The sequence below is a fragment of the Oceanobacillus sp. FSL H7-0719 genome (assembly GCF_045040795.1).
GTDB lineage: Bacteria > Bacillota > Bacilli > Bacillales > Amphibacillaceae > Oceanobacillus.
On record NZ_CP150301.1, the window covers coordinates 2455626 to 2479052 of the forward strand.

At 40.3% G+C, this 23427-nt stretch carries 21 protein-coding genes and 1 pseudogene; 9 read left to right on the top strand and 13 right to left on the bottom strand.

Annotated features, from left to right (window positions below):
* Nucleotides 1-20: 20 nt before the first annotated feature.
* Together NST93_RS12700 and NST93_RS12705 are read right to left on the bottom strand one after the other, a co-directional pair.
* The gene (locus NST93_RS12700; RefSeq protein ID WP_405097581.1) at nt 21-1202 is read right to left on the bottom strand and encodes an acetyl-CoA C-acetyltransferase; all 1182 of its coding nucleotides are present in this window, start codon (nt 1200-1202) and stop codon (nt 21-23) included.
* A 321-nt stretch (nt 1203-1523) separates the two neighbouring features.
* Nucleotides 1524-3626 (bottom strand): heterodisulfide reductase-related iron-sulfur binding cluster, encoded by a 2103-nt coding sequence (locus NST93_RS12705; protein WP_405097583.1) that lies wholly within the window; start codon nt 3624-3626, stop codon nt 1524-1526.
* 1184 nt (nt 3627-4810) lie between these two features.
* On the opposite strand from NST93_RS12705, the pseudogene NST93_RS12710 reads away from it, so the two are divergent.
* Nucleotides 4811-6045 (top strand): annotated as a pseudogene (locus NST93_RS12710) (IS256 family transposase).
* A 487-nt stretch (nt 6046-6532) separates the two neighbouring features.
* Here NST93_RS12710 and argS read toward each other — a convergent pair.
* Together argS and NST93_RS12720 are read right to left on the bottom strand one after the other, a co-directional pair.
* Nucleotides 6533-8203, bottom strand: coding sequence for an arginine--tRNA ligase (argS, locus tag NST93_RS12715; RefSeq protein ID WP_405097585.1), 1671 nt, complete (start codon nt 8201-8203; stop codon nt 6533-6535).
* Complete coding sequence (locus NST93_RS12720) at nt 8200-8640, bottom strand: DUF1934 domain-containing protein (protein ID WP_405097587.1); 441 nt, start codon at nt 8638-8640, stop codon at nt 8200-8202. The genes argS and NST93_RS12720 overlap by 4 nt, the downstream gene beginning before the upstream one ends.
* Nucleotides 8641-8822: 182 nt before the next feature.
* Here NST93_RS12720 and NST93_RS12725 point away from each other — a divergent pair, with 182 nt between their 5' ends.
* A complete protein-coding gene (locus NST93_RS12725) occupies nt 8823-10865 on the top strand; it encodes a transglycosylase domain-containing protein (RefSeq protein WP_405097589.1) in 2043 nt (680 codons plus the stop codon).
* 217 nt (nt 10866-11082) lie between these two features.
* Here NST93_RS12725 and NST93_RS12730 read toward each other — a convergent pair whose 3' ends face one another.
* The 3 genes from NST93_RS12730 to NST93_RS12740 are packed head-to-tail and all read right to left on the bottom strand — an operon-like array spanning nt 11083 to nt 13435.
* Nucleotides 11083-11595 (bottom strand): YwhD family protein, encoded by a 513-nt coding sequence (locus NST93_RS12730; protein ID WP_405097591.1) that lies wholly within the window; start codon nt 11593-11595, stop codon nt 11083-11085.
* A gap of 36 nt (nt 11596-11631) precedes the next feature.
* Complete coding sequence (locus tag NST93_RS12735; protein WP_405097593.1) at nt 11632-12126, bottom strand: YwgA family protein; 495 nt, start codon at nt 12124-12126, stop codon at nt 11632-11634.
* A complete protein-coding gene (locus NST93_RS12740) occupies nt 12116-13435 on the bottom strand; it encodes an HD domain-containing protein (protein ID WP_405097595.1) in 1320 nt (439 codons plus the stop codon). The genes NST93_RS12735 and NST93_RS12740 overlap by 11 nt, the downstream gene beginning before the upstream one ends.
* 183 nt (nt 13436-13618) lie before the next feature.
* On the opposite strand from NST93_RS12740, the gene NST93_RS12745 reads away from it, so the two are divergent.
* Nucleotides 13619-14464: a biotin/lipoate A/B protein ligase family protein gene (locus NST93_RS12745; RefSeq protein WP_405097597.1), complete on the top strand. Its 846-nt coding sequence runs from the start codon at nt 13619-13621 to the stop codon at nt 14462-14464.
* A 53-nt stretch (nt 14465-14517) separates the two neighbouring features.
* On the opposite strand, the gene pta is transcribed toward NST93_RS12745, so the two are convergent.
* A complete protein-coding gene (pta, locus tag NST93_RS12750) occupies nt 14518-15495 on the bottom strand; it encodes a phosphate acetyltransferase (protein WP_405097599.1) in 978 nt (325 codons plus the stop codon).
* Nucleotides 15496-15753: 258 nt separating this feature from the next.
* Here pta and hemQ point away from each other — a divergent pair, with 258 nt between their 5' ends.
* The 5 genes from hemQ (at nt 15754) to NST93_RS12775 (ending at nt 18652) form a co-directional block, all read left to right on the top strand.
* Nucleotides 15754-16503 (top strand): hydrogen peroxide-dependent heme synthase, encoded by a 750-nt coding sequence (gene hemQ, locus NST93_RS12755; RefSeq protein WP_405097601.1) that lies wholly within the window; start codon nt 15754-15756, stop codon nt 16501-16503.
* Nucleotides 16504-16891: 388 nt separating this feature from the next.
* Nucleotides 16892-17095, top strand: coding sequence for a hypothetical protein (locus NST93_RS12760; protein ID WP_405097603.1), 204 nt, complete (start codon nt 16892-16894; stop codon nt 17093-17095).
* 305 nt (nt 17096-17400) lie between these two features.
* Nucleotides 17401-17826: a cell wall hydrolase gene (locus NST93_RS12765; protein ID WP_405097605.1), complete on the top strand. Its 426-nt coding sequence runs from the start codon at nt 17401-17403 to the stop codon at nt 17824-17826.
* Nucleotides 17827-17856: 30 nt separating this feature from the next.
* Complete coding sequence (gene gerQ / locus NST93_RS12770) at nt 17857-18306, top strand: spore coat protein GerQ (protein WP_405097607.1); 450 nt, start codon at nt 17857-17859, stop codon at nt 18304-18306.
* Nucleotides 18307-18397: 91 nt separating this feature from the next.
* A complete protein-coding gene (locus NST93_RS12775; protein ID WP_405097609.1) occupies nt 18398-18652 on the top strand; it encodes a hypothetical protein in 255 nt (84 codons plus the stop codon).
* On the opposite strand, the gene NST93_RS12780 is transcribed toward NST93_RS12775, so the two are convergent.
* The 5 genes from NST93_RS12780 to NST93_RS12800 all read right to left on the bottom strand — a co-directional run bounded on the left by NST93_RS12780 (nt 18647) and on the right by NST93_RS12800 (nt 21797).
* Nucleotides 18647-19015 carry a DUF423 domain-containing protein gene (locus NST93_RS12780; protein ID WP_405097611.1) on the bottom strand — a complete coding sequence of 123 codons (369 nt, stop codon included), beginning with the start codon at nt 19013-19015 and terminating at the stop codon, nt 18647-18649. The two genes, NST93_RS12775 and NST93_RS12780, sit on opposite strands and share 6 nt — an antisense overlap.
* Before the next feature lie 18 nt (nt 19016-19033).
* Nucleotides 19034-19327 carry a DUF5327 family protein gene (locus tag NST93_RS12785; protein ID WP_405097613.1) on the bottom strand — a complete coding sequence of 98 codons (294 nt, stop codon included), beginning with the start codon at nt 19325-19327 and terminating at the stop codon, nt 19034-19036.
* 235 nt (nt 19328-19562) lie between these two features.
* Nucleotides 19563-19718 carry a hypothetical protein gene (locus NST93_RS12790; RefSeq protein WP_405097615.1) on the bottom strand — a complete coding sequence of 52 codons (156 nt, stop codon included), beginning with the start codon at nt 19716-19718 and terminating at the stop codon, nt 19563-19565.
* 123 nt (nt 19719-19841) lie between these two features.
* A complete protein-coding gene (locus NST93_RS12795) occupies nt 19842-20147 on the bottom strand; it encodes a phasin family protein (protein WP_405097617.1) in 306 nt (101 codons plus the stop codon).
* Between the two features lie 3 nt (nt 20148-20150).
* The gene (locus tag NST93_RS12800; RefSeq protein WP_405103872.1) at nt 20151-21797 is read right to left on the bottom strand and encodes an ABC1 kinase family protein; all 1647 of its coding nucleotides are present in this window, start codon (nt 21795-21797) and stop codon (nt 20151-20153) included.
* A 187-nt stretch (nt 21798-21984) separates the two neighbouring features.
* Here NST93_RS12800 and NST93_RS12805 point away from each other — a divergent pair, with 187 nt between their 5' ends.
* A complete protein-coding gene (locus NST93_RS12805; RefSeq protein ID WP_405097619.1) occupies nt 21985-23331 on the top strand; it encodes a YjiH family protein in 1347 nt (448 codons plus the stop codon).
* Nucleotides 23332-23427 lie beyond the last annotated feature (96 nt).

Here is a 23427-nt window from a genome sequence, read left to right on the forward strand (position 1 = left end):
CTCCTTAAAACCTGAATCAGTTATTTTACTTCGATTAAGATTGCATCACCCTGGCCGCCGCCACTGCAGATTGCTGCAACCCCTAAGCCACCGCCACGGCGCTTTAATTCATGAATTAATGTAAGAATAATGCGGGCACCACTTGCCCCGATTGGATGTCCGAGCGCAACTGCTCCACCGTTGACATTTACTTTATCCATATCAATGCCAGCTATTTCTCCACTTGCCAGCGAAACGACAGCAAAAGCTTCATTGATTTCAAATAAATCAATATCCTCTTTTTTATAACCTGTCTTTTCCAGCAGTTTATTAATGACGAGTCCTGGTGTTTGCGGGAAGTCCTGTGCTTCAACAGCAACTTCAGCATGACCGAGAATTGCAGCTAATGGTTTCTTTCCTAATTCCTCTGCTTTATCCTCACCCATAACTACAAAAGCACAAGCTCCATCATTCACTCCTGGCGCATTCCCTGCTGTGATTGTTCCGTCCTTGCCAAAAGCTGGACGCAGTTTTCCAAGTACTTCCGTGCTCGTGTCTTTACGTGGTGCTTCATCTGTATCGACCACGATTGGATCACCTTTCCGCTGCGGAACTTCCACCGGAATAATTTCATCTGTAAATTTACCTTCTTCCATTGCTTTCACAGCAAGCTGATGACTGCGGTAAGCCCATTCATCCTGCGCTTCCCGGCTGACATTAAATTTATCTGCAGTTACATTTCCGTAACTTCCCATATGGACACCATCAAAAGCACATGTCAGACCATCGTGAATCATCATATCGACGACAGACTTATCCCCCATCCGGTTCCCCCAGCGTGCGTCAGGCAGAATATATGGTGCATTGCTCATGCTTTCCATGCCGCCCGCAACAATAACATCTTCATCACCGAGACGAATGAGCTGATCTGCAAGTGTGACACTGCGCAGTCCTGATGCACAGACTTTGTTAATCGTTTCTGTTTTAATTTCCCAAGGGAGTCCTGCTTTTCTTGCTGCCTGACGTGAAGGGATTTGCCCCTGTCCGCCCTGAAGTACAGTCCCCATAATGACCTCATCAATTTGTTCTGCCTCTACTCCTGCTCGCTTTACTGCTTCTGCGATTACTTTTCCGCCGAGTTCGGCTGCTTCTAAATCTTTTAAAGCGCTTCCAAATTTGCCGAAAGGTGTTCTTGCTCCTGAAACGATTACTGATTTTCTCATATAAAAATCCTCCTTAATAGTTTGCATCTATTTATAGCCGGATTTGTCAGTGGAGTTATAAAATCTGGTGCATCACCGGTCCAAATGGAATATGCCAGCTATCCACGGGCTTGTTCGGAGCCAATTCACACTGTCTTGCACATCCCATTAACCAGTTTAGAATCTCCACGGATGAATCCGAATGACTTATCATTTAAAATCCATCCATTCTCATGATTGAACGCTCGTTCAGTTCCATTTTATGAAGGAAGGGTATATTTTGCTATACCCTTCTCTTTTCGTTCCACGTCTCCCCCAATATACGAGGAATGAGGTTTTACTTTATGCTGTTTTTACTTCTTCTTCTATAAATACGGACAGCGCTAAAATTTCGGCTACGTCCATTGTGCTGATGTCTTCGTCTACTTCTTTCGCTTTCGTTCCATCGCTTAACATCGTCAGACAGTATGGACAGCCTGTTGATATAATGGATGGTGCGACTTCAAGTGCTTGTTCTGTACGGGCAACGTTAATCCGGTTTCCTGTCGTTTCTTCTGTCCACATCAGTCCACCGCCTGCCCCGCAGCACATGCCATTCTCTTTTGAACGAACCATTTCAACTAATTCCAACCCTGGAATGGATTTCAAAATTTCCCTTGGCGGGTCATACACACCATTGTATCTTCCTAAATAACAGGAATCATGGTAGGTTAATCTTTGATTAATCTGACCCTTTGGCAAAAGCTTTCCATCCATGATTAAATCAAATAATAATTGTGTATGATGATAAACTTCTGCTTCAAATCCGAAGTCAGGATATTCATTTTTGAAAATATTATATGCATGCGGATCAATTGTCACGATTTTCTTTACATCATATTTTTCAAATTGTTTTATGTTCTTCTCTGCGATTTCCTGGAAAAGGAACTCATTCCCAATCCGGCGTGCTGTGTCGCCAGAGTTTGCTTCGACATTTCCCAGGATTGCAAAGCTGATTCCTGCCTTATTCATTAATTTCGCAAAGGCAAGGGCAATCTTTTGGCTGCGACTGTCATAAGCCCCCATTGAGCTTACCCAGAATAAGTATTCAAATTCCTTGTCTTCTTTCTTTAATTCCTTCACTGTCGGGATATAGGCTGTCTCATCCTCATCACGCCATTTTACGCGGTCCTTTTTCGAAAGTCCCCATGGGTTTCCTTGACGTTCAATGTTTTGCACAGCGCGTTGAATATCAGAATCCATTTTACCTTCTGTCATAACAAGATATCGGCGCAAATCAATAATCGTACCGACATGCTCATTATTTACTGGACATGCATCCTCACAGTTACGGCAAGTTGTACAAGCCGACAGCTCTTCTGCTGTAATTACATCCCCGACCAGGTTCATGCTTTGAACCGTTGCGGCAGCTTCTCCCTCAGCACTTACAAGATTTCCCGCAGCACCTGAGAACGCGTAGGATGGAACCCAAGCAGATTTCCCTGTTACTGCAGCTCCTTTATCTGTTAAATGATCGCGAAGCTTAATCATAATATCCATTGGTGAAAGCATCTTTCCTGTTCCTGCCGCTGGACAAACATCTGTACAGCGTCCACATTCTACACAGGCATAAAAATCAATCATTTGGTGCTGGGAGAAATCTTCTACTTTCCCAACACCGAAAGCAATATCTTCCTCATCATCTTCTTCATCAAGGTCAAAATCAATTTTCTCCAGTTTTCCTGGAGTCTTTTTACTTAAGAAAACATTAATCGGTGCTGCAATTAAATGCGCATGCTTCGATTGTGGTACATATACTAAGAATGTCAGCAGGGTGATTGTATGAATCCACCACGCAATAAAAAACAGAACCATTGCAGCTTTTGCTGAGAGCCAGCCGAATGCAGCTGCTACTAAACTAGCAACCGGAGCTGTCCAAGTAAGCGGCTCCCCTTCCCAGAGCATCAGCATCCCGTTTCCAAATAATACGGAAAGCATCAATGTGCCTATGAAAATAAGAACCAGCCCTGCTTTAAAGCCACGCTTCAAACGAACAAGCTTCTCCATATAGCGACGGTAAAATGCCCAAGCAACTGCAATCAGAATCATCAATGTGACCAGTTCCTGGAAGAAAACAAACCCAGGATATAATGGACCAAACGGCAGGTGATTACCTGGTGATAATCCTTTAATAAACATGTCAATTGCCCCAAATTGGACGAGAATAAAGCCATAGAACATCATGACATGAATGGTTCCCGATTTCTTATCCTTTAATAATTTGGATTGCCCAAAGACAATTTTCCACACACGCTGCAGGCGCAGTTTAATCTCACCATCAAACTCCGATTTCTTCCCAAGCTTGATGTAAGCAATCCTCGTTGTCACAACCTTAGCAAATAAATAGAATGCATAGGCGGTTACAAGTAAAAATGCAATCCAGTTAATGAGTAAAAATGTATCCATTTAAATGCCCCCCTTTTGTCTATTTTAAAATGATAGCGATTTCATATTTTGCTAATAAAAAAACAGAGTTGCTTTCTCCAAGGACCATCTCTTGTTTTTAAAAAAAGATAGCATGTTTCCAAAATGCGTAAAAGAAAATCCTTTTAGAAAATTCTATATTACTACCTTATATGTGAATGACCATTCAGTCAATAGATTTGTTGAAATATATTTTCATTTTTTCGACTCCGAGATGCATTGTTTTAAAAAATATCTTATACATATTATGAAGCAGGCATTACACTGCGAGGATTTAGACTAGTCTCACCTTTTAAATGAGATACTGACCTTCCCCATTCTGCTCAAGGTTTTACTGTGGATCACAGCAACCGACATCTTTACAGGCGGATCTATACGACCGGTGCAGAACAATTCCCGCTGAAACGGGCGATGAGAAGCTTTCTATGCGACCGAAACAGAACGATTCCAGCTGAAACGGGCGATGAGAAGATTTCTATACGACCGTTGCAGAACAATTCCCGCCGAAACGGGCGATGAGAAGCTTTCTATGCGACCGGTGCAGAACAATTCCAGCTGAAACGGGCGATGAGAAGCTTTCTATACGACCGATGCAGAACAATTCCAGCTGAAACGAGCGATGAGAAGCTTTCTATGCGACCGATGCAGAACAATTCACGCTGAAACGGGCGATGAGAAGCTTTCTATGCGACCGTTGCAGAACAATTCAGCTGAAACGGGCGATGAGAAGCTTTCTATGCGACCGAAGCAGAACGATTCCAGCTGAAACGGGCGATGAGAGGTTTTCTATGCGACCGATGCAGAACGATTCCAGCTGAAACGGGCGATGAGAAGCTTTCTATGCGACCGAAGCAGAACGATTCCAGCTGAAACGGGCAATGAGAAGCTTTCTATGCGACCGGTGCAGAACAATTCCAGCTGAAACGGGCGATGAGAAGCTTTATACGACCGATGCAGAACAATTCCAGCTGAAACGAGCGATGAGAAGCTTTCTATGCGACCGATGCAGAACAATTCACGCTGAAACGGGCGATGAGAAGCTTTCTATGCGACCGTTGCAGAACAATTCACGGATTAAGTCCATATAATTGTGTAAAAGAATAGGTCATCATCATGACCCGTGATACAATGTTTTCGACCAAGAAAACGAAACGGAGGACATGATGATGACCCAACTTAATATTACAATAGATTTAGAAGAACTTAAAGCGAAAGTAGAAAATAGTTCACTTGAATCACCTGTTAAAGCTTCTCTTACTCTTATTTTGAATTCTTTGATGGAAAAAGAACGGGATGAATATATCAATGCTCTTTCCCATGAACGAACTAATGACCGCAAAGGATATAGAAACGGTTATTATGAACGGCAACTTGTCACAGGTGCCGGCTCGCTTAAACTAAATGTCCCTCGAACCAGGGATGGCGCATTTTCACCAAGTGCTTTTAAAAGATACGAGCGTTACGATCAAGCATTAGTTTTATCGATGATGGAGATGGTTATTAATGGCGTCTCAACTAGGAAGGTATCTAAAATCGTAGAAGAATTATGCGGAAAAAAGTATCCAAATCTTTTGTTTCTGAAATAACCAAATCACTTGACCCAATAGTTAACGAATGGAAAAACCGTCCATTAAACGCTTACTACTTTTCATATATTTATGTGGACGCCATGTATATTAAGGTTCGTGAGGACAATAAAGTTGTTTCTAAAGCAGTATATATATTTTGTGGAGTAAACGAAAAAGGATATAGAGAAATCATTGGAATCCAAATCGATTATAAAGAATCTACTGAAGCTTGGTCTAAGTTTTTTGAACACTTAAAGTCACGCGGAATCCAATCACCTAAAATGATAATTTCGGATGCACATGCTGGGTTAGTAAGAGCCATTGAAGAATCTTTTTTGGGTACTTCTTGGCAAAGATGTGTTGTACACTATCTTCGTAATATGACAGACACCATGCCAAAAAAGAAGTTGATTGAAGCACGTGAAGATTTAAAAGCTATTTTTAGAACTTCCAGATTAACACATGCACGTGAACTAAAAGATAAATTTATTAATAATTACCAAGATACGAAGAGCCTTCAAAAAGTCATTGAAAAACTAGATATAGGTTTCGAAGATGCTATGCAATTCCATTCTCAAAAAGCCAAATACCATAAACACTTAAGAACGACCAATATGCTAGAACGGGTTAATCGGGAAATCCGAAGGAGAGAAAGAGTGATCTCAATATTTCCAAATGACCAGTCAGCTATTCGGACAATTGGTTCAGTACTTATGGATATAGACGAAGACTGGGAAAAAAGCAATACTTCAAGGGATTTGATGAAGTCGAATAGAACGCAAGAAAATGACTTATGGTATTTGTTGGCGGGGCCCCGCCAACAAATACCATGAACTTATAACCCGAATCAATGGCAAGCAGCTAAGCCCTCGCTGTACATTATGCTTTATAAGATGGTTGAAAATGTTGTATTAACTTTTACACAATAATATGGACTTGACTAATTCACGCTGAAACGGGCGATGAGAAGCTTTCTATGCGACCGATGCAGAACGATTCCAGCTGAAACGGGCGATGAGAAGCTTTCTATACGACCGTTGCAGAACAATTCCCGCTGAAACGGGCGATGAGAAGCTTTCTATGCGACCGTTGCAGAACGATTCACGCTGAAACGGGCGATGAGAGGTTTTCTATGCGACCGATGCAGAACGATTCCAGCTGAAACGGGCGATGAGAAGCTTTCTATGCGACCGAAGCAACTAGGTTCCAGTTCTAACGGTCTTTGAGCACCACTTCCTCTATAAGAAGTTTTAAAGTTATTCAAAAAAATCGCATGAAATCACAGCACAAGCCTGATTCCATACGATTTTTCAATTTGTTTTACATTTTTTCTGGTGCAGTTACGCCAATTAAATTCAGTGCATTGGCGATTGTGATGCGGACAGCTTTCATAAGCGCAATTCGTGCACTCGTTCTTTCTGCTGCATCTGTATCAAGCACTTTTTCTGCATTATAGAAGCTATGCAATAATGCTGCTAGCTCGAATACATAATTGGTGATACGCTGTGGAGCGTGTTTCTCCGCTGCATCGGCGATCATTTGCGGGAACTCACCAAGTTTCTTCAAGAGATCTTGTTCTTTTTCAGCTGTTAATAAAGCATCATCATAAGCTGCATCTACATCAAAGCCTTTGCTCTTCGCTTGTTCAAGCATCGTGCAAATTCGAGCATGAGCATATTGCACATAGTAAACAGGGTTTTCATTTGACTCGGAACGGGCAAGGTCCATATCAAAGTCAAGCTGTGTATCATTCGAACGAGCGACAAAGAAGTAGCGTGTAGCATCAATACCTACTTCATCCATCAGCTCACGAAGGCTGACCGCCTTCCCTGTCCGTTTACTCATGCGGACTTTCTCGCCGCCTTCAAAAAGATTAACCATTTGAATGATTTTTACATCTAATTTATCTGCAGGGTAACCCAATGCTTGGATGGCTGCCTTCATTCTCGCAATATAGCCATGATGGTCTGAGCCCCATACATTAATAATCTTGTCGTAGCCGCGGTCCAGTTTGTTTTTATGATAAGCAATATCAGGTGTTAAATACGTATAGCTTCCATCCTGCTTAATAACAACACGATCTTTGTCATCACCAAATTCCGTTGACTTAAACCAAGTTGCCCCATCTTTCTCATAAATATAATTTCCTTCTTTCAGCAATTCTACTGCTGCAGGAATTTGTCCGTCTTTATATAGAGAACGCTCTGAGAACCAGTTATCGAAGACAACATGGAAATCTTTTAAATCTCTTTCAATATTTTTAAGTGATGCCTTTAGACCAAATTCTTTCATATAAGCAAGGCGCTCTTCATGTGACTTCTCCAGCCACTGCTCGCCGTCTCTTGCAATAATTGCTTTTGCCATATCAATGATAACCTGACCATGGTAGCCATCCTCCGGCATTTCCACATCCTGCCCAAGCTCCTGAAGATAACGGGCTTCAACAGAGAGTCCCAGATTATCGATTTGGCTTCCTGCATCGTTAATATAGTATTCACGTTCGACACTGTAGCCGGCTGCTGCGAATAAATTACAGAGCACATCTCCATAAGCTGCTCCACGTGCATGCCCTAAGTGCAGGTCACCTGTTGGATTTACAGATACAAACTCAACTTGCACACGCTCACCCTTGCCTGCATCTGTTTTACCATAATTTTCACCTTGCAGCAGGACAGTTGGGATAATTTCACGCAGAAAGTCATTTTTCATAAAAAAGTTAATAAAACCTGGACCAGCAATATCAATCTTTTCAATTGAAGCTTCTTCCTGGTTTAATTGTTTTACGATTTCTTCTGCAATTTGACGTGGTGCTTTCTTCGCAATGCGTGCCAGCTGCATTGCGATATTTGCTGCAAAATCACCATGGGATTTATCTTTAGGCTTTTCTAGAATCACTTCTGGAAGTTCTGCTTCTGTTGCCAGTCCTGCTGAAACTGCTGCCCGGCCAATTTCTTCTTTTAACTTTATTTCTGTTTGTTCTAATATGTTCACTGGGAGTCCTCCTCTGTAAATAATAGCTCCAATGTATGTCTTCTTTCATTTTGTCCATTTAACTTCATCGTATATTCTAATTGCAGCAGCCCTGGTTGTTTTTCACCGGGCGCACGATATAAAATTCCATTCGTGAACGTCTCCATATGAATGTTTCCATGTGGATGCTGATAGACATTCTCTGTTAGCTTTTCCTTTTGAAATTGCTGATGCATTGATACGGCGCCTGTTCGTTTAATCGTCACACGCTCAGGCTGGATTGTAATCAGGGTGTTTACTTCCCCTGCGTTTTCCAATTCTTCTTTATATGTCAGCACATCCAGATTATTGCGCTGATAAAAACTGCCGGCTGCTTTTACTTCATTTTCTTCTAATTCACCGGTATCGTTAATAACCGTCTTCAGATGGATAAACACCTGATTTTTCGGCTGAACCATCATTATCGCCTCTTATTTAAATAATGTACTTATTATAGCGATAAACCTGTATGTTTATCAATCAATTTATGTATATTTCCATGTTTCTTCATCAATTTGTAAATGTGAAAGCCCTCTCCTGTTTAATTCCTGGATTCTTTTCCCATACTAAGAGAAAGGAATCGATGGGGAGGTGGACCTTCATGAAATTTAAAAAATATCGTCTCTTGAAGAGAATTGCTTCAATCTGTTTTTGGCTGACTGGCATTGGTGTCATATTAGCTGCTTGTTTGCTTGTGCTAATTTTTCTTATGGGTCCGCCCAAAATGAATCCGGAAGAAAACACGACATTGTATAGTGCAAACAATGAAGTTATTGGTGTGGAAAAAGGTGTAGAAAATCGGCATTGGGTAGAGATTGATCATCTATCTGAAAAAGTAATTACAGCAACCGTCGAACTTGAGGATCAGCACTTTTATGATCATCATGGTTTTGATTTGAAAAGAATTGCCGGTGCCATCTGGAAGAATTTATCGACACAATCGCTTAAAGAAGGTGCAAGCACAATTACACAGCAGCTGGCACGAAATCTATATTTATCACATGAAAAAACCTGGAACCGAAAATTGAAAGAAGCCTTTTATACGATGCGGCTTGAGATGCATTATACAAAAGATGAGATTTTAGAAGGATACTTAAATACGATTTATTATGGACATGGAGCATATGGTGCAGAAGCAGCAAGTCAGTACTTTTTTGCAAAGCCTCAGGCAGATCTAACCTGGGCAGAGGCAGCGATGCTCGCTGGAATACCTAAGGGGCCAACCTATTACTCTCCACTGAATAATGAGGAAAATGCAAATGCACGCAAGGATATGATTCTCAAGCTGTTATGGCAGAAAGATAGAATGACAGATGCAGAATACACACTCGCAAAACAAGAAGCATTAAATTACGCGGAAACTGCTGTGACGGCACATGCAGAAATTGCTCCCTTTTTCCAAGACATTGTACTGCAGGAAGCAGCCCAGCTGCTCGAATTAACAGAAGAGGAAATTCGTTCAGGTGGCTATAAAATATACACGACCTTAGATAAAGAGCTGCAAGCTGAAACGGAATCCGCCCTGGAAGAGATCATCCCTGCAGAAAGTGAACTAGAAGCCGCCGTACTCTCTATTCAGCCTGATACTGGTGCCGTCCTTGCTCTCTCTGGCGGCAGAGATTATACCGCGAGCATGTTCAATCGTGTACGTTCAGCAAAACGCATGCCTGGTTCAAGCTTTAAACCTTTTTTATATTATGCAGCACTGGAGAATGGCTATACACCTTTAACAAAACTGATGAGCAAGCCAACAAAATTCACACTGGCAGACGGGGAGATTTATCAGCCAAGTAATTTCAACCATTATTATGCAAATGAGCCGATTACACTAGCTCAAGCAATTGCTTTATCTGATAATGTTTATGCTGTTCGGACCAATCTTTATTTAGGTCCTGAAACATTAGTGAATACAGCGAGCATGTTTGGCTTTGAGGAGACACTTCCTGCTGTTGCTTCACTCGCATTAGGAACAGCGGCAGTTTCTTTAGAAGAATTAGCATCCGCCTATGGCATGCTGGCAAATGGCGGCAAAGAACTTACGTCGTATACGATTGAAAAGATTGCTGATAAAAATGATAAAGCTGTTTTTACGAGAAAACCAGAGAAGCACGAACAAATATTAGATGCGCAAACCACTTTTATTCTGACCCAGCTGCTCCAGGGCATCTTTGATCCAAAACTGAACGGCTATATGCCTGTAACCGGCAGTACAATTTCCGATGAGCTTACAAGAGCCTATGCAGGCAAATCAGGAACAACACCTGCGGACAATTGGATGATTGGCTATAGCCCAAGCATTGTAACAGGCGTTTGGACGGGGTATGATGATAACCGCAACATCGAAAAGCTGGATGAAACAAGGTATGCAAAAGAGCTGTGGGCCAAGGTTATGGAGTATGCACATGAAGGCAAATCCCAGGACTTTTTCGAAACTCCCAAAGGTGTTGTTGGTGTACCGATTGATATGGAGACCGGTTTAAAAGCAACGCCAAATTGCGGAGAAAACAGGATGATGTATTTCATTCAAGGTACAGAGCCACAGGGATATTGCGAGGAGCAGGCGATTCCAAAGCAAATAGCGGAAGAAACGGATACAGGATTATTTCAAAAATGGTTCCAGCTTTTTTTGAATGAAGAAGAATAGATGATTGCTTTCTGTACTGTCACCAATTTCCATATTAAAAAACAACCAACAGCCAGTGAATGTCCAGTTCAACAGGTGTTGGTTGCTTTTTTGTCCTAGTAATTCATGAGATAGCCCATGTAATACCATTTTACAAAGTTCTCAAGTAAAGTACAACTTTTTAACCCTTATTTCATTTTTCGTCACAGAATGTTCATTTTTGAGTTTAGACAAAATTTTACAATGCGAGTGCTTCTTTCAATTCATCTGAAGAATTATTCCACATTTCTTCGTTGTATTCGATAAGATAGTCCCGCAGCAATTTTTTTGAATGATCATCCATGTGGTCTAGAATAATTCTGTTTTTCAAAGATTTTTCCATATGACCAACATGCTCTGCCATTGATTTGTATGCACGCTTAATCTCACGGTCAACGCGAATTTCACTGCCTGCTACACCTGCATAATAAATTCCATTTTCATTGCGGTCTAAATTGACCCATACAATCCAATAAAGCTTGCCATTCGGAACTTCATCTTTGTCACGAATCCATTTCACGCGGCGTTCCACCTCACTGCGGGCATGCATTGCCCCCATGTCAACATATGCTTTATTCTCATTCGGGTCGATGATAACGGATGACATATTCTCTAAGCTGATTGCTCCAGCTCCATACCCGCCATGCCCATCTGTTGAATCATCCTTAATAATTGTAAACATATTTTTCTTTTTCGGCTGCTCATTACTCATTCTGGAAAACTCCTCTCTTATTTGAATTATATCGCTTTAGTGCTGAATTAGGTGAATAAAGCGCATTGCTTCTTGGATTTCCTCGTCTGTAAACCGCTGCTTCGGCTTTACATGATGCAGCTTCTCGATTTGCTCCGCAGCTTCTAAATCATCAAAATAAAGCAGTGTGGAAACGAGCTCAAGAAATCTGGAACTCTTCCCTTTCAGCAGCTGAATCTTATCTGACATATCAGGCAAGTCGAGTGTGAATTGCTTCAGAAATTCCTCACCTGCTGCTGTGATTTGATAATGATATTGATAATAGCTTGTCTTCTCCTCGCGCTCTTCCGCAAGAAAACCAAGATTGCAGAGCTCTTCCACTCGCAGTGTCAGCTCTTCAGAATATGGCCCATAGAAGTGGAATTGGTATCTTTCTTCAAATGGTATATTGCACTTTTGTAAAATATAAATCATCTTTTGCAGTTTTTTTCGTCCCGTAATGTCCTCGGCAATTTGAAAAAAACGTATCAATTTTGCATGGTTAATCAACATTCTTACTCGCTCCCTGACCAAAAAGAATTTCCAAAATTGCTTGCTTCATTGTCTCATCTTCCAGGCTTTTTAGCTTATCCATCGGGAAATACAGCTTGTGATCTGTCCGTTTTTTCCCGGAAATCGATTCTACAATATCCGAATGACGTGAAAGCTCTTTTAAACTGCCATCTGGCATCTGTAAATGAATGGGAAGACGTTCTTCCTCTTCCCCAGGCCGGTAGAAATCATATGGAAGGTCAGATGAAGAATCAACAACAAGATAATATTCCGGATCAATTCCTGCCTGTTCAAATAATTGGGTGAGCTTCAGCCATTCCTTCATTTGATGATTGGGATTAAACTCAATATATTTAAATAATCGGCGATTCATAAACCGCTCACAGAGGTCACGGATAATTTCATCCTCTTCTTCCTGCCAAAGCTGGAAATAATACTGCACAATATTCTCATCTAACTTCAGATAATCGTCCAGCATGACATCCCCTTCAAAAAGGGATATAAAATGCGTTGGCTCCAGTTTAAATGTATAATCCGGTGATTCATGCAAATACTTTGCCCGATGAAGAATTTTGGACAAAATCACTTCCGCGCTTCGGGTAACAGGGTGGAAATAAACCTGCCAATACATTTGGTAGCGGCTCATAATATAATCTTCCACTGCATGCATCCCTGTTGATTTAATAACGACCTGATCCTCAATTGGACGCATGACACGAAGAATCCGCTCCATATCAAAGTGTCCATAGCTTACCCCTGTATAATACGCATCCCTCTGCAGATAGTCCATGCGATCTGCATCAATCTGACTCGATATCAGACTGACTACTAACTGGTCTTCATACGTTTTCGCAATCACATCTGCGACTTTTCGCGAAAATCCTTTTTCCACCCTTTCAAGAATTTCATTGACCTTTGTTTTTCCTACAATGATTTCTTGAGTGAAATGCTCATGGTCCAGCTTAAATACTTTCTCAAAGGAATGCGAGAACGGGCCATGTCCCAAATCATGAAGCAGTGCTGCACAGAGACAAAGCAGGCGTTCCTCATTATCCCAATGGGGACGGTCTTTGAAATTATATAAAATTCTCCGTACAATCTCATATACACCGAGCGAATGGTTGAAGCGGCTATGCTCCGCTCCGTGGAACGTTAAATTCGTTGTTCCCAGTTGTTTAATCCGCCGCAGCCGCTGAAATTCCGGTGTTGCAATCAGATCCCATATTACACGATCCCGCACATGCACATAACGGTGGACAGGATCTTTAAATACCTTCTCCTCAGACAATTGTTCATCTTTATATGCCATTATATCTCCATCCGTTTCTTCTCGAGGCTGTTCAAAAAATCCAAACAGGACGCGCTCCTCTCGGCATTGCAATCATAGCCGGGCACAGTCCTTTTTATCCCCTTTTTTAAACATCCACTTTTCGGTGATTTACCATCTAGTATATAATAGATACAGGAATGAAAAAAGGATAAGGAGAAAAAGATGAAGAATTGGGAAGAAATTATCAGACATAAAACCTTTCGTTATATTGACCATACGAATATAGCTGAATTTCAAAATAAAAACTATACTGCAATGACTTCCTTTGCAATTGATGACGCCATAGCGACTGCCGTAAGCAAGAAGCAGTCCCCGCCTGCTTTCCGTTTATGGTCCCATCCGGAAACCATCGTACTCGGAATTCCTGATGCAAGGCTTCCATATATTGATGAAGGTATTTCTTATTTAAAACAAGCTGGCTACGAAGTGGTTGTCCGCAATTCTGGCGGACTGGCTGTTGCCTTAGATCAAGACGTTATGAATTTGTCTTTGATTATTCCGGATGTACAGCATATCTCCATCCATGAATGCTATGAAGCAATGGTGCGCTTTGTTGAGTATATGTTCCATGACCTCACGTCAGACATTGAGGCATATGAAATCGTTGGCTCTTACTGTCCTGGGGATTATGATTTGAGCATTGGCGGCAAAAAATTCGCAGGTATCTCGCAGCGCAGGATCAAGGATGCTGCTGCCATTCAAATATACTTAGATGTGAGTGGCAACAGTTATGAACGTGCAAGCCATATTCGCAAGTTCTATCAATTAAGCAAGAAAAACGAAGAAACCAAATTTGTATATCCAGAGGTGACTCCCGAAGTAATGGGCTCGCTATCACAACTGCTTGGTGTACCATTAACAGCCCGCAATGTTATCCAGCGCGTGTACAGCACACTCGAAAGGTTTAGTGAAGAAATTGTAATAACAGACTTTTCTGCTGAAGAAAAGGAAACATTCGAAAAGAGATACAAGCAGATGCTGAAACGGAATGAACGGATTGCAGAGTAAAATCCATAAAAAGAGCATTGTCCATATGCTGACAATGCTCCTTTGATATTTATTTATTCTGCTGCCGATTGGGCTGCTGTAATAATTGCTAATTTATATACATCTTCCGCACTGCAACCACGTGAAAGGTCGTTCACTGGTTTATTCAAGCCTTGCAGAATTGGACCAACTGCCTCGAAACCTCCAAGACGCTGCGCAATTTTATAACCGATATTTCCTGCCTCAAGATTAGGGAAAACAAACACATTCGCATTCCCTTTTAATACAGAATCAGGTGCTTTTTTCTCAGCAACACTCGGTACAAAGGCTGCATCAAATTGAAATTCACCATCAATAACAAGTGCTGGATTTTTTTCTTTCGCTAATTCCAATCCTGCAACAACTCTTTCTGTTTCTTCAGAGACTGCGGAACCTTTTGTAGAAAAGCTGAGCATTGCTACTCGCGGGTCAATATCAAATAAACGAGCCGTCACAGCACTTTCCACCGCAATTTCAGCTAAATCTGCTGCATCTGGAGAAATGTTGATCGCACAGTCGGCAAATACATATTTTTCCTCTTCACGGACCATAATAAACACACCAGATGTTTTCTTTATGCCTGCTTTTGTTTTAATTAACTGTAAGGCAGGACGAACCGTATCAGAGGTTGAATGTACTGCCCCGCTTACTAGACCGTCTGCTTCGTTTAGATAAACAAGCATCGTGCCAAAATAATTTTCATCTTGTAAAATGGTGCGGGCATCTGCTTCAGTTGCTTTTCCTTTGCGGCGTTCCACAAAAGCTGCAACCATATTTTCAAAACCGCTGTATTCTTTAGGGTTAATGATTGTGCAGCCAGAAAGGTCCAAGTCATGCTCAGCAGCCTTTTCTTTCACACTATTTTCATCGCCAATTAAAATAGGCTGGATAATTTCTTCCTTGCTCAGTTTGCTGGCAGCTGTGAGAACACGCTCATCCAGGGCTTCCGGGAAGACAATTTTCTTATTTGCAGAGGATACTTTCTTTGTTAATTCTGTGAATAGATTACTCATTTATGAACAGCCTCCATTATTTTAAGTTAAGGTATTCATATATCATTTTATCTAATATCGCTCCTGAATGAAAGCTGGTACCATTATTTCGTAATAATCTTTGACAAAGCTATGACAATACCGCAAATATTGTGTTCCGGGGTGAATCGATTTCAGCATGTATGCTATAGTTAATACAGGTTGTACCTCATATAAACATGTTCAAAAGCCGTTATGCCTGGTTTTTGAACAACCTATCATAAAAAGGGAGAGATTTGAATGGCTGAAGCAGTAGTTACAATGGATGGCTGGTGTAAAGTACATGATACACGCACATTTGATTGGCCAACATGGAAATTGACATCTAAAGAAGAAAGAAAAGCTGCTATTGATGAATTTAAAGAACTCATGAAGAAATGGAATGCTGTAGAAGCAGCTGAAAATGGCAGTCACTCTGTATATAAAGTTATTGGAAACAAAGCTGATCTATTATTCATCTTTCTGCGTCCTACAATGGATGAATTAGAAGAAATTAAACGTGATATCAATCGTTCGAAGCTTGGTGATTTCCTGATCCCTGCTTATTCATATGTTTCCATCGTGGAAATGACAATGCACAATCCAATGGATGAAGGGAAAGACCGTGAGCTTTCGCCGCACGTAAAAGCACGTCTGTACCCTATTTTGCCTAAATGGGAGTATGCTTGCTTCTACCCAATGGGCCGCCGCCGCGAGCAAAATGCCAACTGGTTTGAAATTTCGAAAGCAGAACGTACTAGACTGCTTTATGACCATGGTATGACAGGGCGTAAATATGCTGGTAAAGTAAAAGAAATTATCAGTGGCTCGATTGGTCTTGATGAATGGGAATGGTGTGTAACTTTATTCGCCCATGACCCATTACAGTTCAAGAAAATTGTTTATGAAATGCGTTTTGACGAAGTAACAACAAAGTATGCCGAATTCGGTGACTTTACCATCGGCGCTTACTTGCCCGAAGACCAATTCGCAAACTACTTTGAGCTGTAAGCAGAAGACCGTTTCCTAATCGATAGTGGAAAAACAACAGTCCAAATCCCCCAAACTTTCCGTGAGGGATTTGGACTGTTTCTATTCAGACAGATACGTATCTCCTCCGTTTTCGCAAGCAGATATGCGCTTGAATCAATCAGAAATAAAATCTTCATTATTACGACATCAAAACAATACACCACATAATATATAGCACAGTAAGCAGCCCGTTCACATGGAAAATCCCGCACTTGCACCAGATGAACCACAGGTTTTTTTACAGAAGGTTTCAAGTAATCTTATAAAAAATAATAAACAATATTATGCTAGGAAAACAATCGTTAAAAATCTAAAGGGCAGGCCTCTCAAAAAATTCATTTTTCACACCGGAAAGGGAGGGTAAAGCATGATGCTATTAAATAATGAACATCCGTGGCGTTTTACTATAGGTAGTTGGGGAGGATTTATTCTGGCAGCTATTTTGCTCTTCGTATTTGGTTCTAATATATATCCAATACTTGGTTTTTTAACCGGAGCAATAATAGTCACTATTGGAAACCTTATTTATGTGCTTTACACAAAACGGAAATCAAAGGAAGGGGAAAAATAAAGCCTTTGTTTCCAGCTTAATTTTAGGAAGCAGGTTTTAAAATGAACATAGCTATATCTGTACGCTAAGGACGTTCCACAAAGGATTTCCTTGGCACTTTGATTTTGGAATGCCATTTGATGCTATATTTCAGTCTGAATTTATTTTAAATTCAGCAGTACCCTAAACATAATTAACCCTTTCTAGGACCTTCTATTTTTCATTTCTGAAAAGTGAAAGGTTTATTGTCATGATTTTATTTCATGGGCATACATATAATTAGTGAGTAATCGATCTCTGGTTGTAATAGAAGAGAGGTATGTTTGATGGCTATTGTGGCACATACGGAAAAGGACGTTGATTTGCTCGCAAGATTAATGCGGGCTGAAGCCGAGGGTGATGGAGATTTAGGGATGCTGATGGTAGGCAACACTGGGATTAATCGCGTGCTGGCAGATTGTTTAGATTTCACGAACATCCGCAATATAAATGACATGGTTTTTCAAAGCCCTGGTGGATTTGAAGCAACACAGAAAGGATATTTCTACCAGCGTGCCCGTGACTCTGAAAAAAGATTAGCGAGAAGAATTATCCGGGGTGAACAGCAGCACCCGGCATCAAACTCCCTGTGGTTCTTCATGCCTGAAGGTGCTTGTCCAGCACAATGGTATGGCCAATGGAATGTAGGCAGATTTAAGTCTCATTGCTTCTTTGCCCCGACCCAATCTGAATGTCCATCCGTTTACCGGTAGAATCTTTAAGATGATGAGGAGGTTTTACATGTGAGTGAAGAAAGAGAAACAAACGAACAACAGGAATATCAAAACCAAAATCTATATCAAAATGCATATCATCCCCCTTTTTATCCCCCACAACCATTTCAATTTCAGCCGATGTTTCAGCAGCATAGGCAAATGATGCCGCCAACAGGGCAGCCGCCTGGAAATCAACAAGGCATGCTGCCAATACAGCAATCATTTATTGAAAATATCCTGCGGCTCAATCGGGGGAAGCTCGGAACATTTCATATGACGTTTGAAGGAAATAATCAAAGAACTTTTACAGGAATTATCGAAGCAGCTGGAAGGGATCATATTATTTTAAGCGAGGAAGGAACTGGACGGCGCGTATTATTATTAATGGTTTATCTTGATTATGTAACATTTAATGAGGAGATTAATTATGAATATCCATATGCTGATGGGCAGCTGTCTACTTATTCACCAAGATAAATAAAAAATTATAATTTGCTTTATAAAAAATAAGGATGGCAGCGTTTTGAGCACTTGCCATCCTTCAAGCTTTTAAAGGGGGTCTTCCGTGATGAGACATCCATATGAAAAAATAATGCGGCTGGAGCTGATTGCTATTGGATTATCAATACTCACTGGGATTATTGCCCTCTTTCAAGCTTCTGTTCTATTTATCCTGCTAGCCATCTATCTTATTATTATCAGTCTGGCCTGTGATGCTTTCACGCAAAACTTCACTACGTATCGTCAGCTGCAAAGCCTCAAACAGGCAATCCGCGCAGGCATCTTGTTTTTACTTGCAACAGCACTTATTTTTCTATTATAAATACTTCACGATTGCTGTTCCGAGCAAGATCCAGCCGATTAAGAAAGCTACACCGCCAATTGGTGTAATCATTGCGAAGGTTTTAATCGCAGTCGTCGAGTAAATGTACAAGCTTCCGGAGAATAGAATAATTCCTATCAGAAACATCCATCCTGCCGCAGTAAGACTGCCGCTTTGGAATTTCGCCATGATAAAGCCCGTTACAAAAAGCGCAACAGCATGGAACATTTGATAGTCTACCGCTTTCTCCCATGTTGCCAATTGTTTTTCTGTCACTTTTCCTTCTAATCCATGTGCACCAAAAGCGCCTAAAGCAACAGATAAAAATCCATTAATTACACCTAAAAGTAAAAAAAATTTCATTATCGCCTATCTCCTTTATTAAAAATCAAAAATAGAATTTCCATTTGCATCTTCATGGTCTGCATTCGTATCCTGCCTTTTTTCTGCCTGACGATTATAATCCTCACCAAGCATTGCCTTGATTTCCTGGTCTGAAAATGCAGACGGAACAGATACAGATGTCTTCGAAGCTGGTGCCGTTTCTTCTTCTAAAAACAACTCACATAACAGCTGAACATTGCTGATATGCTGTAGCAGATCCTGTCTTTGCTCTGTATACTTTGCTGCTTCCAGTTCTCGAATCATTTTATTGATGACTGTAAGATTATTCACCGTGTTTGTCACTCCTTCGGTTCATTCATAAGCTCCCCATAGTATAACATGAGTCTGCGGACAATTTGAAAGGATGACTGTAATGAGCAAATCACCAGCTCCATCGTATATGAATTTTCTGTGAAAGTTGTCATTCGCATGGATAATCTGGAGACTAACTTATCAAGCGTCAATCATTTTCTTCATTTCCTGCAGCAAAAAATAAGCCTTAGCAGTATCTATCTGCTAAAGCTGTTCATATCCATTCATTATGTCCATTTATTTTATTCTCTTTTGCTATTTCTTCCATATGTCTTTCGTAGAGCCAGCGCAGAAATTCCAATTCTTTTTCTTTCAATGCTCTTCCCAATTTCTTTTTTGTATCAAAGCAGAGTTTTTCAAAATCAAACATTTCTTCGCAGCCTCCTCTTTGTATAATAGCATGTTATCGTTTATTATAAAGCACAATAAGCCCTTGTTCAAGAACATATTTACTTAAAAGAACTGGCCAAATATACGACCAGTTCTTATGCTGTTATTGTTCTTGATTATTCAGTTTTATTTCTAAGGCAGCAATTCTCGCCTCAAGTTCAGCAATATCTTCCTTTGTAGCCAAGCCAAGGTCGGCAGCACGCTTTTGTGCTTGCTCTTGTTGCTTTTCTGACCACTCATCCTTTTTCATTTCACCTTTTTCGATGAAATTATTCATTACTTGCTTCGCTTGTTCTTGTGATATTTCATTTTTATCCACAAGATCAGTTAATTTCTTTTCCAGCTTTTCCTTGCCGCTTATTGCAGCACCAAGTCCAAGCAGGAATCCTTTTTTAAGATAATCACTCATCGTCTACACCCCCTTCTTTCTGTGGTTTCGAATCATTCTGCGGTGAAAAATCAAAATGATATTCAGCAAAATAAGAAATAAAGCAACAATTCCTAAACCAATATAGCCAAAAAGAGGTTCTTCTGTTCTAAAACTATAGAGACTCGTTATCGTCCCTACTACTACCATAATAAAGGAAAAAACCTCCAGTAGTAAATAATAATGATGTTTCATCTGTAAATTAAATTTCTCTTTGTCCCAGGCACGGTCTCTTTCACCACTTTCCAGAAAGTGCAACAAAGCGCGCGGGTATGATAATAATGGCTCAGCTGCATTTTTGATATATTGCCTGGCAACAGACTCGATGACACTGCGCGTTCCAAACCAGTCTTTAATTTTATCTTTCCCCCATTTGACTATATCAATGTCTGGGTTAATAGAGAATAGAATCCCAACAACAATGGAAACCGCCCGAAGCAGGTAAGTATAATCTGCTGGCATTTGAATCGGCTGGTCTTTAATAATGACACTGACTTCATCAAATAGCTGATTGACTGTCTGTGCGTTTAGGTTTTTCAATGAACCATCTGAATACATTTCAACTGTATCCTTTATTACTTCTTTAATTTTCTTTTTATCTGCATTTGGCAAAAGAAAATTCATTTTATCGAGTGCATCAATGACAATATCGTAATTATCAATAATAAAACCCTGCACAAGCAGCTTAAAATGTTCCGTGTCCTGCTTTTTAATTTCACCAATCATTCCAAAATCAAGAATTGCAATCCTGCTATCCTTTTGAATCAAAATGTTTCCTGCATGTGGATCTGCATGGAACTTTCCAGGGTTAAGGAATTGATCGATATAAAAGTCGAATAGATTTTTTGATACAGCCTCCGGGTCAATCCCATGCTGCTGCATAAAAGAGGTATTTGTAATCTTCTCCCCACTCATCCATTCCATGACGATAATACGATTCGTGCTTAGTTTCTCATAAAATCTGGGGATACGAATACTCTCAAAGCCTTCATAGCGTTCACTGAAATATTTGCCAAAAGAAAGCTCCTGGTTATAATCAAGTTCTCTTTCCATAACAGTAATTAATTCCCGGTAAAGTGCTTTTAAATCTGCCTTTTTTCCAAACGATGTAAAAACCTTCAAAATCCAAAAGACCATGCGCATTGCAATAAAATCCTTATGGAAGATTTCTTCAATCCGATGTCGTCTTACTTTGATGGCAACTTTGCTTCCATCGTTTAAAACGCCAAAATATACTTCACCTATCGATGCGGAGGCAATTGAGTTTCTATTAATATCCTTAATATGGTCTTCGATGTTTCCTCCCCAATCTGCTTGAAGCACCTTTTCGGCATATTCAAATGGCATGGGTGGAACATGGTCTACGAGTTCTGTAAGCTCTTCGATAAATACATCTGGCATAAAGTCTGTTCTCGTGCTCAAAAATTGTCCTACTTTAATCAGAACACCGCCAAGCCGCTCCGCTTTTACACGATATTCCTTTGCCAGATTCTGCAGCATACGATTCCATTTTGTATTGGTTTGTTCATCCCACACAGTATGGGTAAATAGAAAAAGGTAAATTTTTATGATAAATTTTACTGCAAGCCAGACAATAACAATCCAGCGATAGGCAGTATTATACTTGAGCACCTTATGCAAAGTGACCACCTCTACTATTAAATACTTCCCTATTTCCACCTTAACTTATCCATGAAAATTGCACAAACGTAAAAGTCCGAAAATATAAATAACTGAAAAGTGCATTGCATGTTTTTTCGTTAATATGTATAATTATGCGGTAGCGTGTATTATTTATTTCCTTGGAGGATTATATATTATGTTAAAAGATTATAAACTGAAGGACTATTTATTATTTATTATCCCTTCATTCATTGGAATATTATTATTTATTACTCCTGTTTCAACAGGAGATGGAACTACAATTCCGATTGCATTGCTTGCCGGCTGGGTCGAGAACTTGCTTGCTCCCTACCTGTCACTCATTATGATGCTCATTATTATCATCACAGCTGTTTGTTCATTAATTGGCTGGTTTTCAAAAGGAAAGGCTTATGAAAAAACACCTTTCTTCAAAGGATTGTTTACAACAAGTACGTTTTGGACAATTACCCGTGTGGTTGCAGCTGTATTTGCAGTGCTTGTGTATTTTCAGCTTGGACATGAGGCATTATACAGTGAAGATACAGGCGGTACCTTATTAGATGGACTATTGCATACATTATTCGCTGTTTTCTTGTTTGCGGGGTTATTTTTACCGCTGCTCACGAATTTCGGTTTGTTGGAGTTTTTTGGTTCTCTTATGACAAAAATTATGCGTCCTTTGTTTAAACTTCCTGGGCGTTCAGCAATTGATGCACTTGCTTCATGGGTTGGAGATGGAACGATTGGGGTTCTGCTGACAAGTAAGCAATATGAAGAAGGTTTTTATACAAAACGGGAAGCCGTAGTCATTGGAACAACTTTCTCAGTTGTTTCAATTACCTTTTCTTTAGTTGTACTCAAAGAAGTTGGTCTTGCGTCGATGTTTGTACCTTTTTACTTAACGATTGTTGTTGCCGGGTTTGTTGCAGCGATTATTATGCCACGCATTCCACCGCTTTCCCTTAAGAAGGACAGTTATATTGATGAGGGAAAAGACATCAATGATGAATCTATTCCTAAAGGCTATAATCCATTTAATTATGGATTAAAAAATGCATTAGATCGTGCGAAAAAAGAAACAAGCATTTATAAATTTTTCAAAGAAGGTCTTCAAAACATCTTGGATATGTGGATGGGAGTAGCCCCAGTTGTTATGGCATTTGGCTTGATTGCTCTTGTAATTGCAGAGTATACTCCAGTTTTTGCTTGGCTTGGGACCCCATTCATTCCATTACTTGAGCTCATGCAGATTCCATTTGCAAAAGAAGCATCTGAAACGATTCTAATTGGTTTCGCGGATATGTTTCTGCCATCAATCATTGGTTCAGGTATTGAAGCTGATATCACCAGATTTATTATTGCAGCATTATCTGTAACACAGCTAATCTACTTATCTGAGGTTGGAGGATTGCTGCTAGGTTCAAAGATTCCCGTTTCTTTCTTTGATCTTATTGTTATCTTCCTGCTGCGTACGATTATCACGTTGCCGATTATTACATTAATCGCGCATATGTTGTTTTAATTCATTCAGCTGTATGTAATTGCTTGTTAGCAGTGAATATGAAAAGAGTCCGGGACTTAACTAATACCAACCAAATAAAAAGTTAACATTATCGAA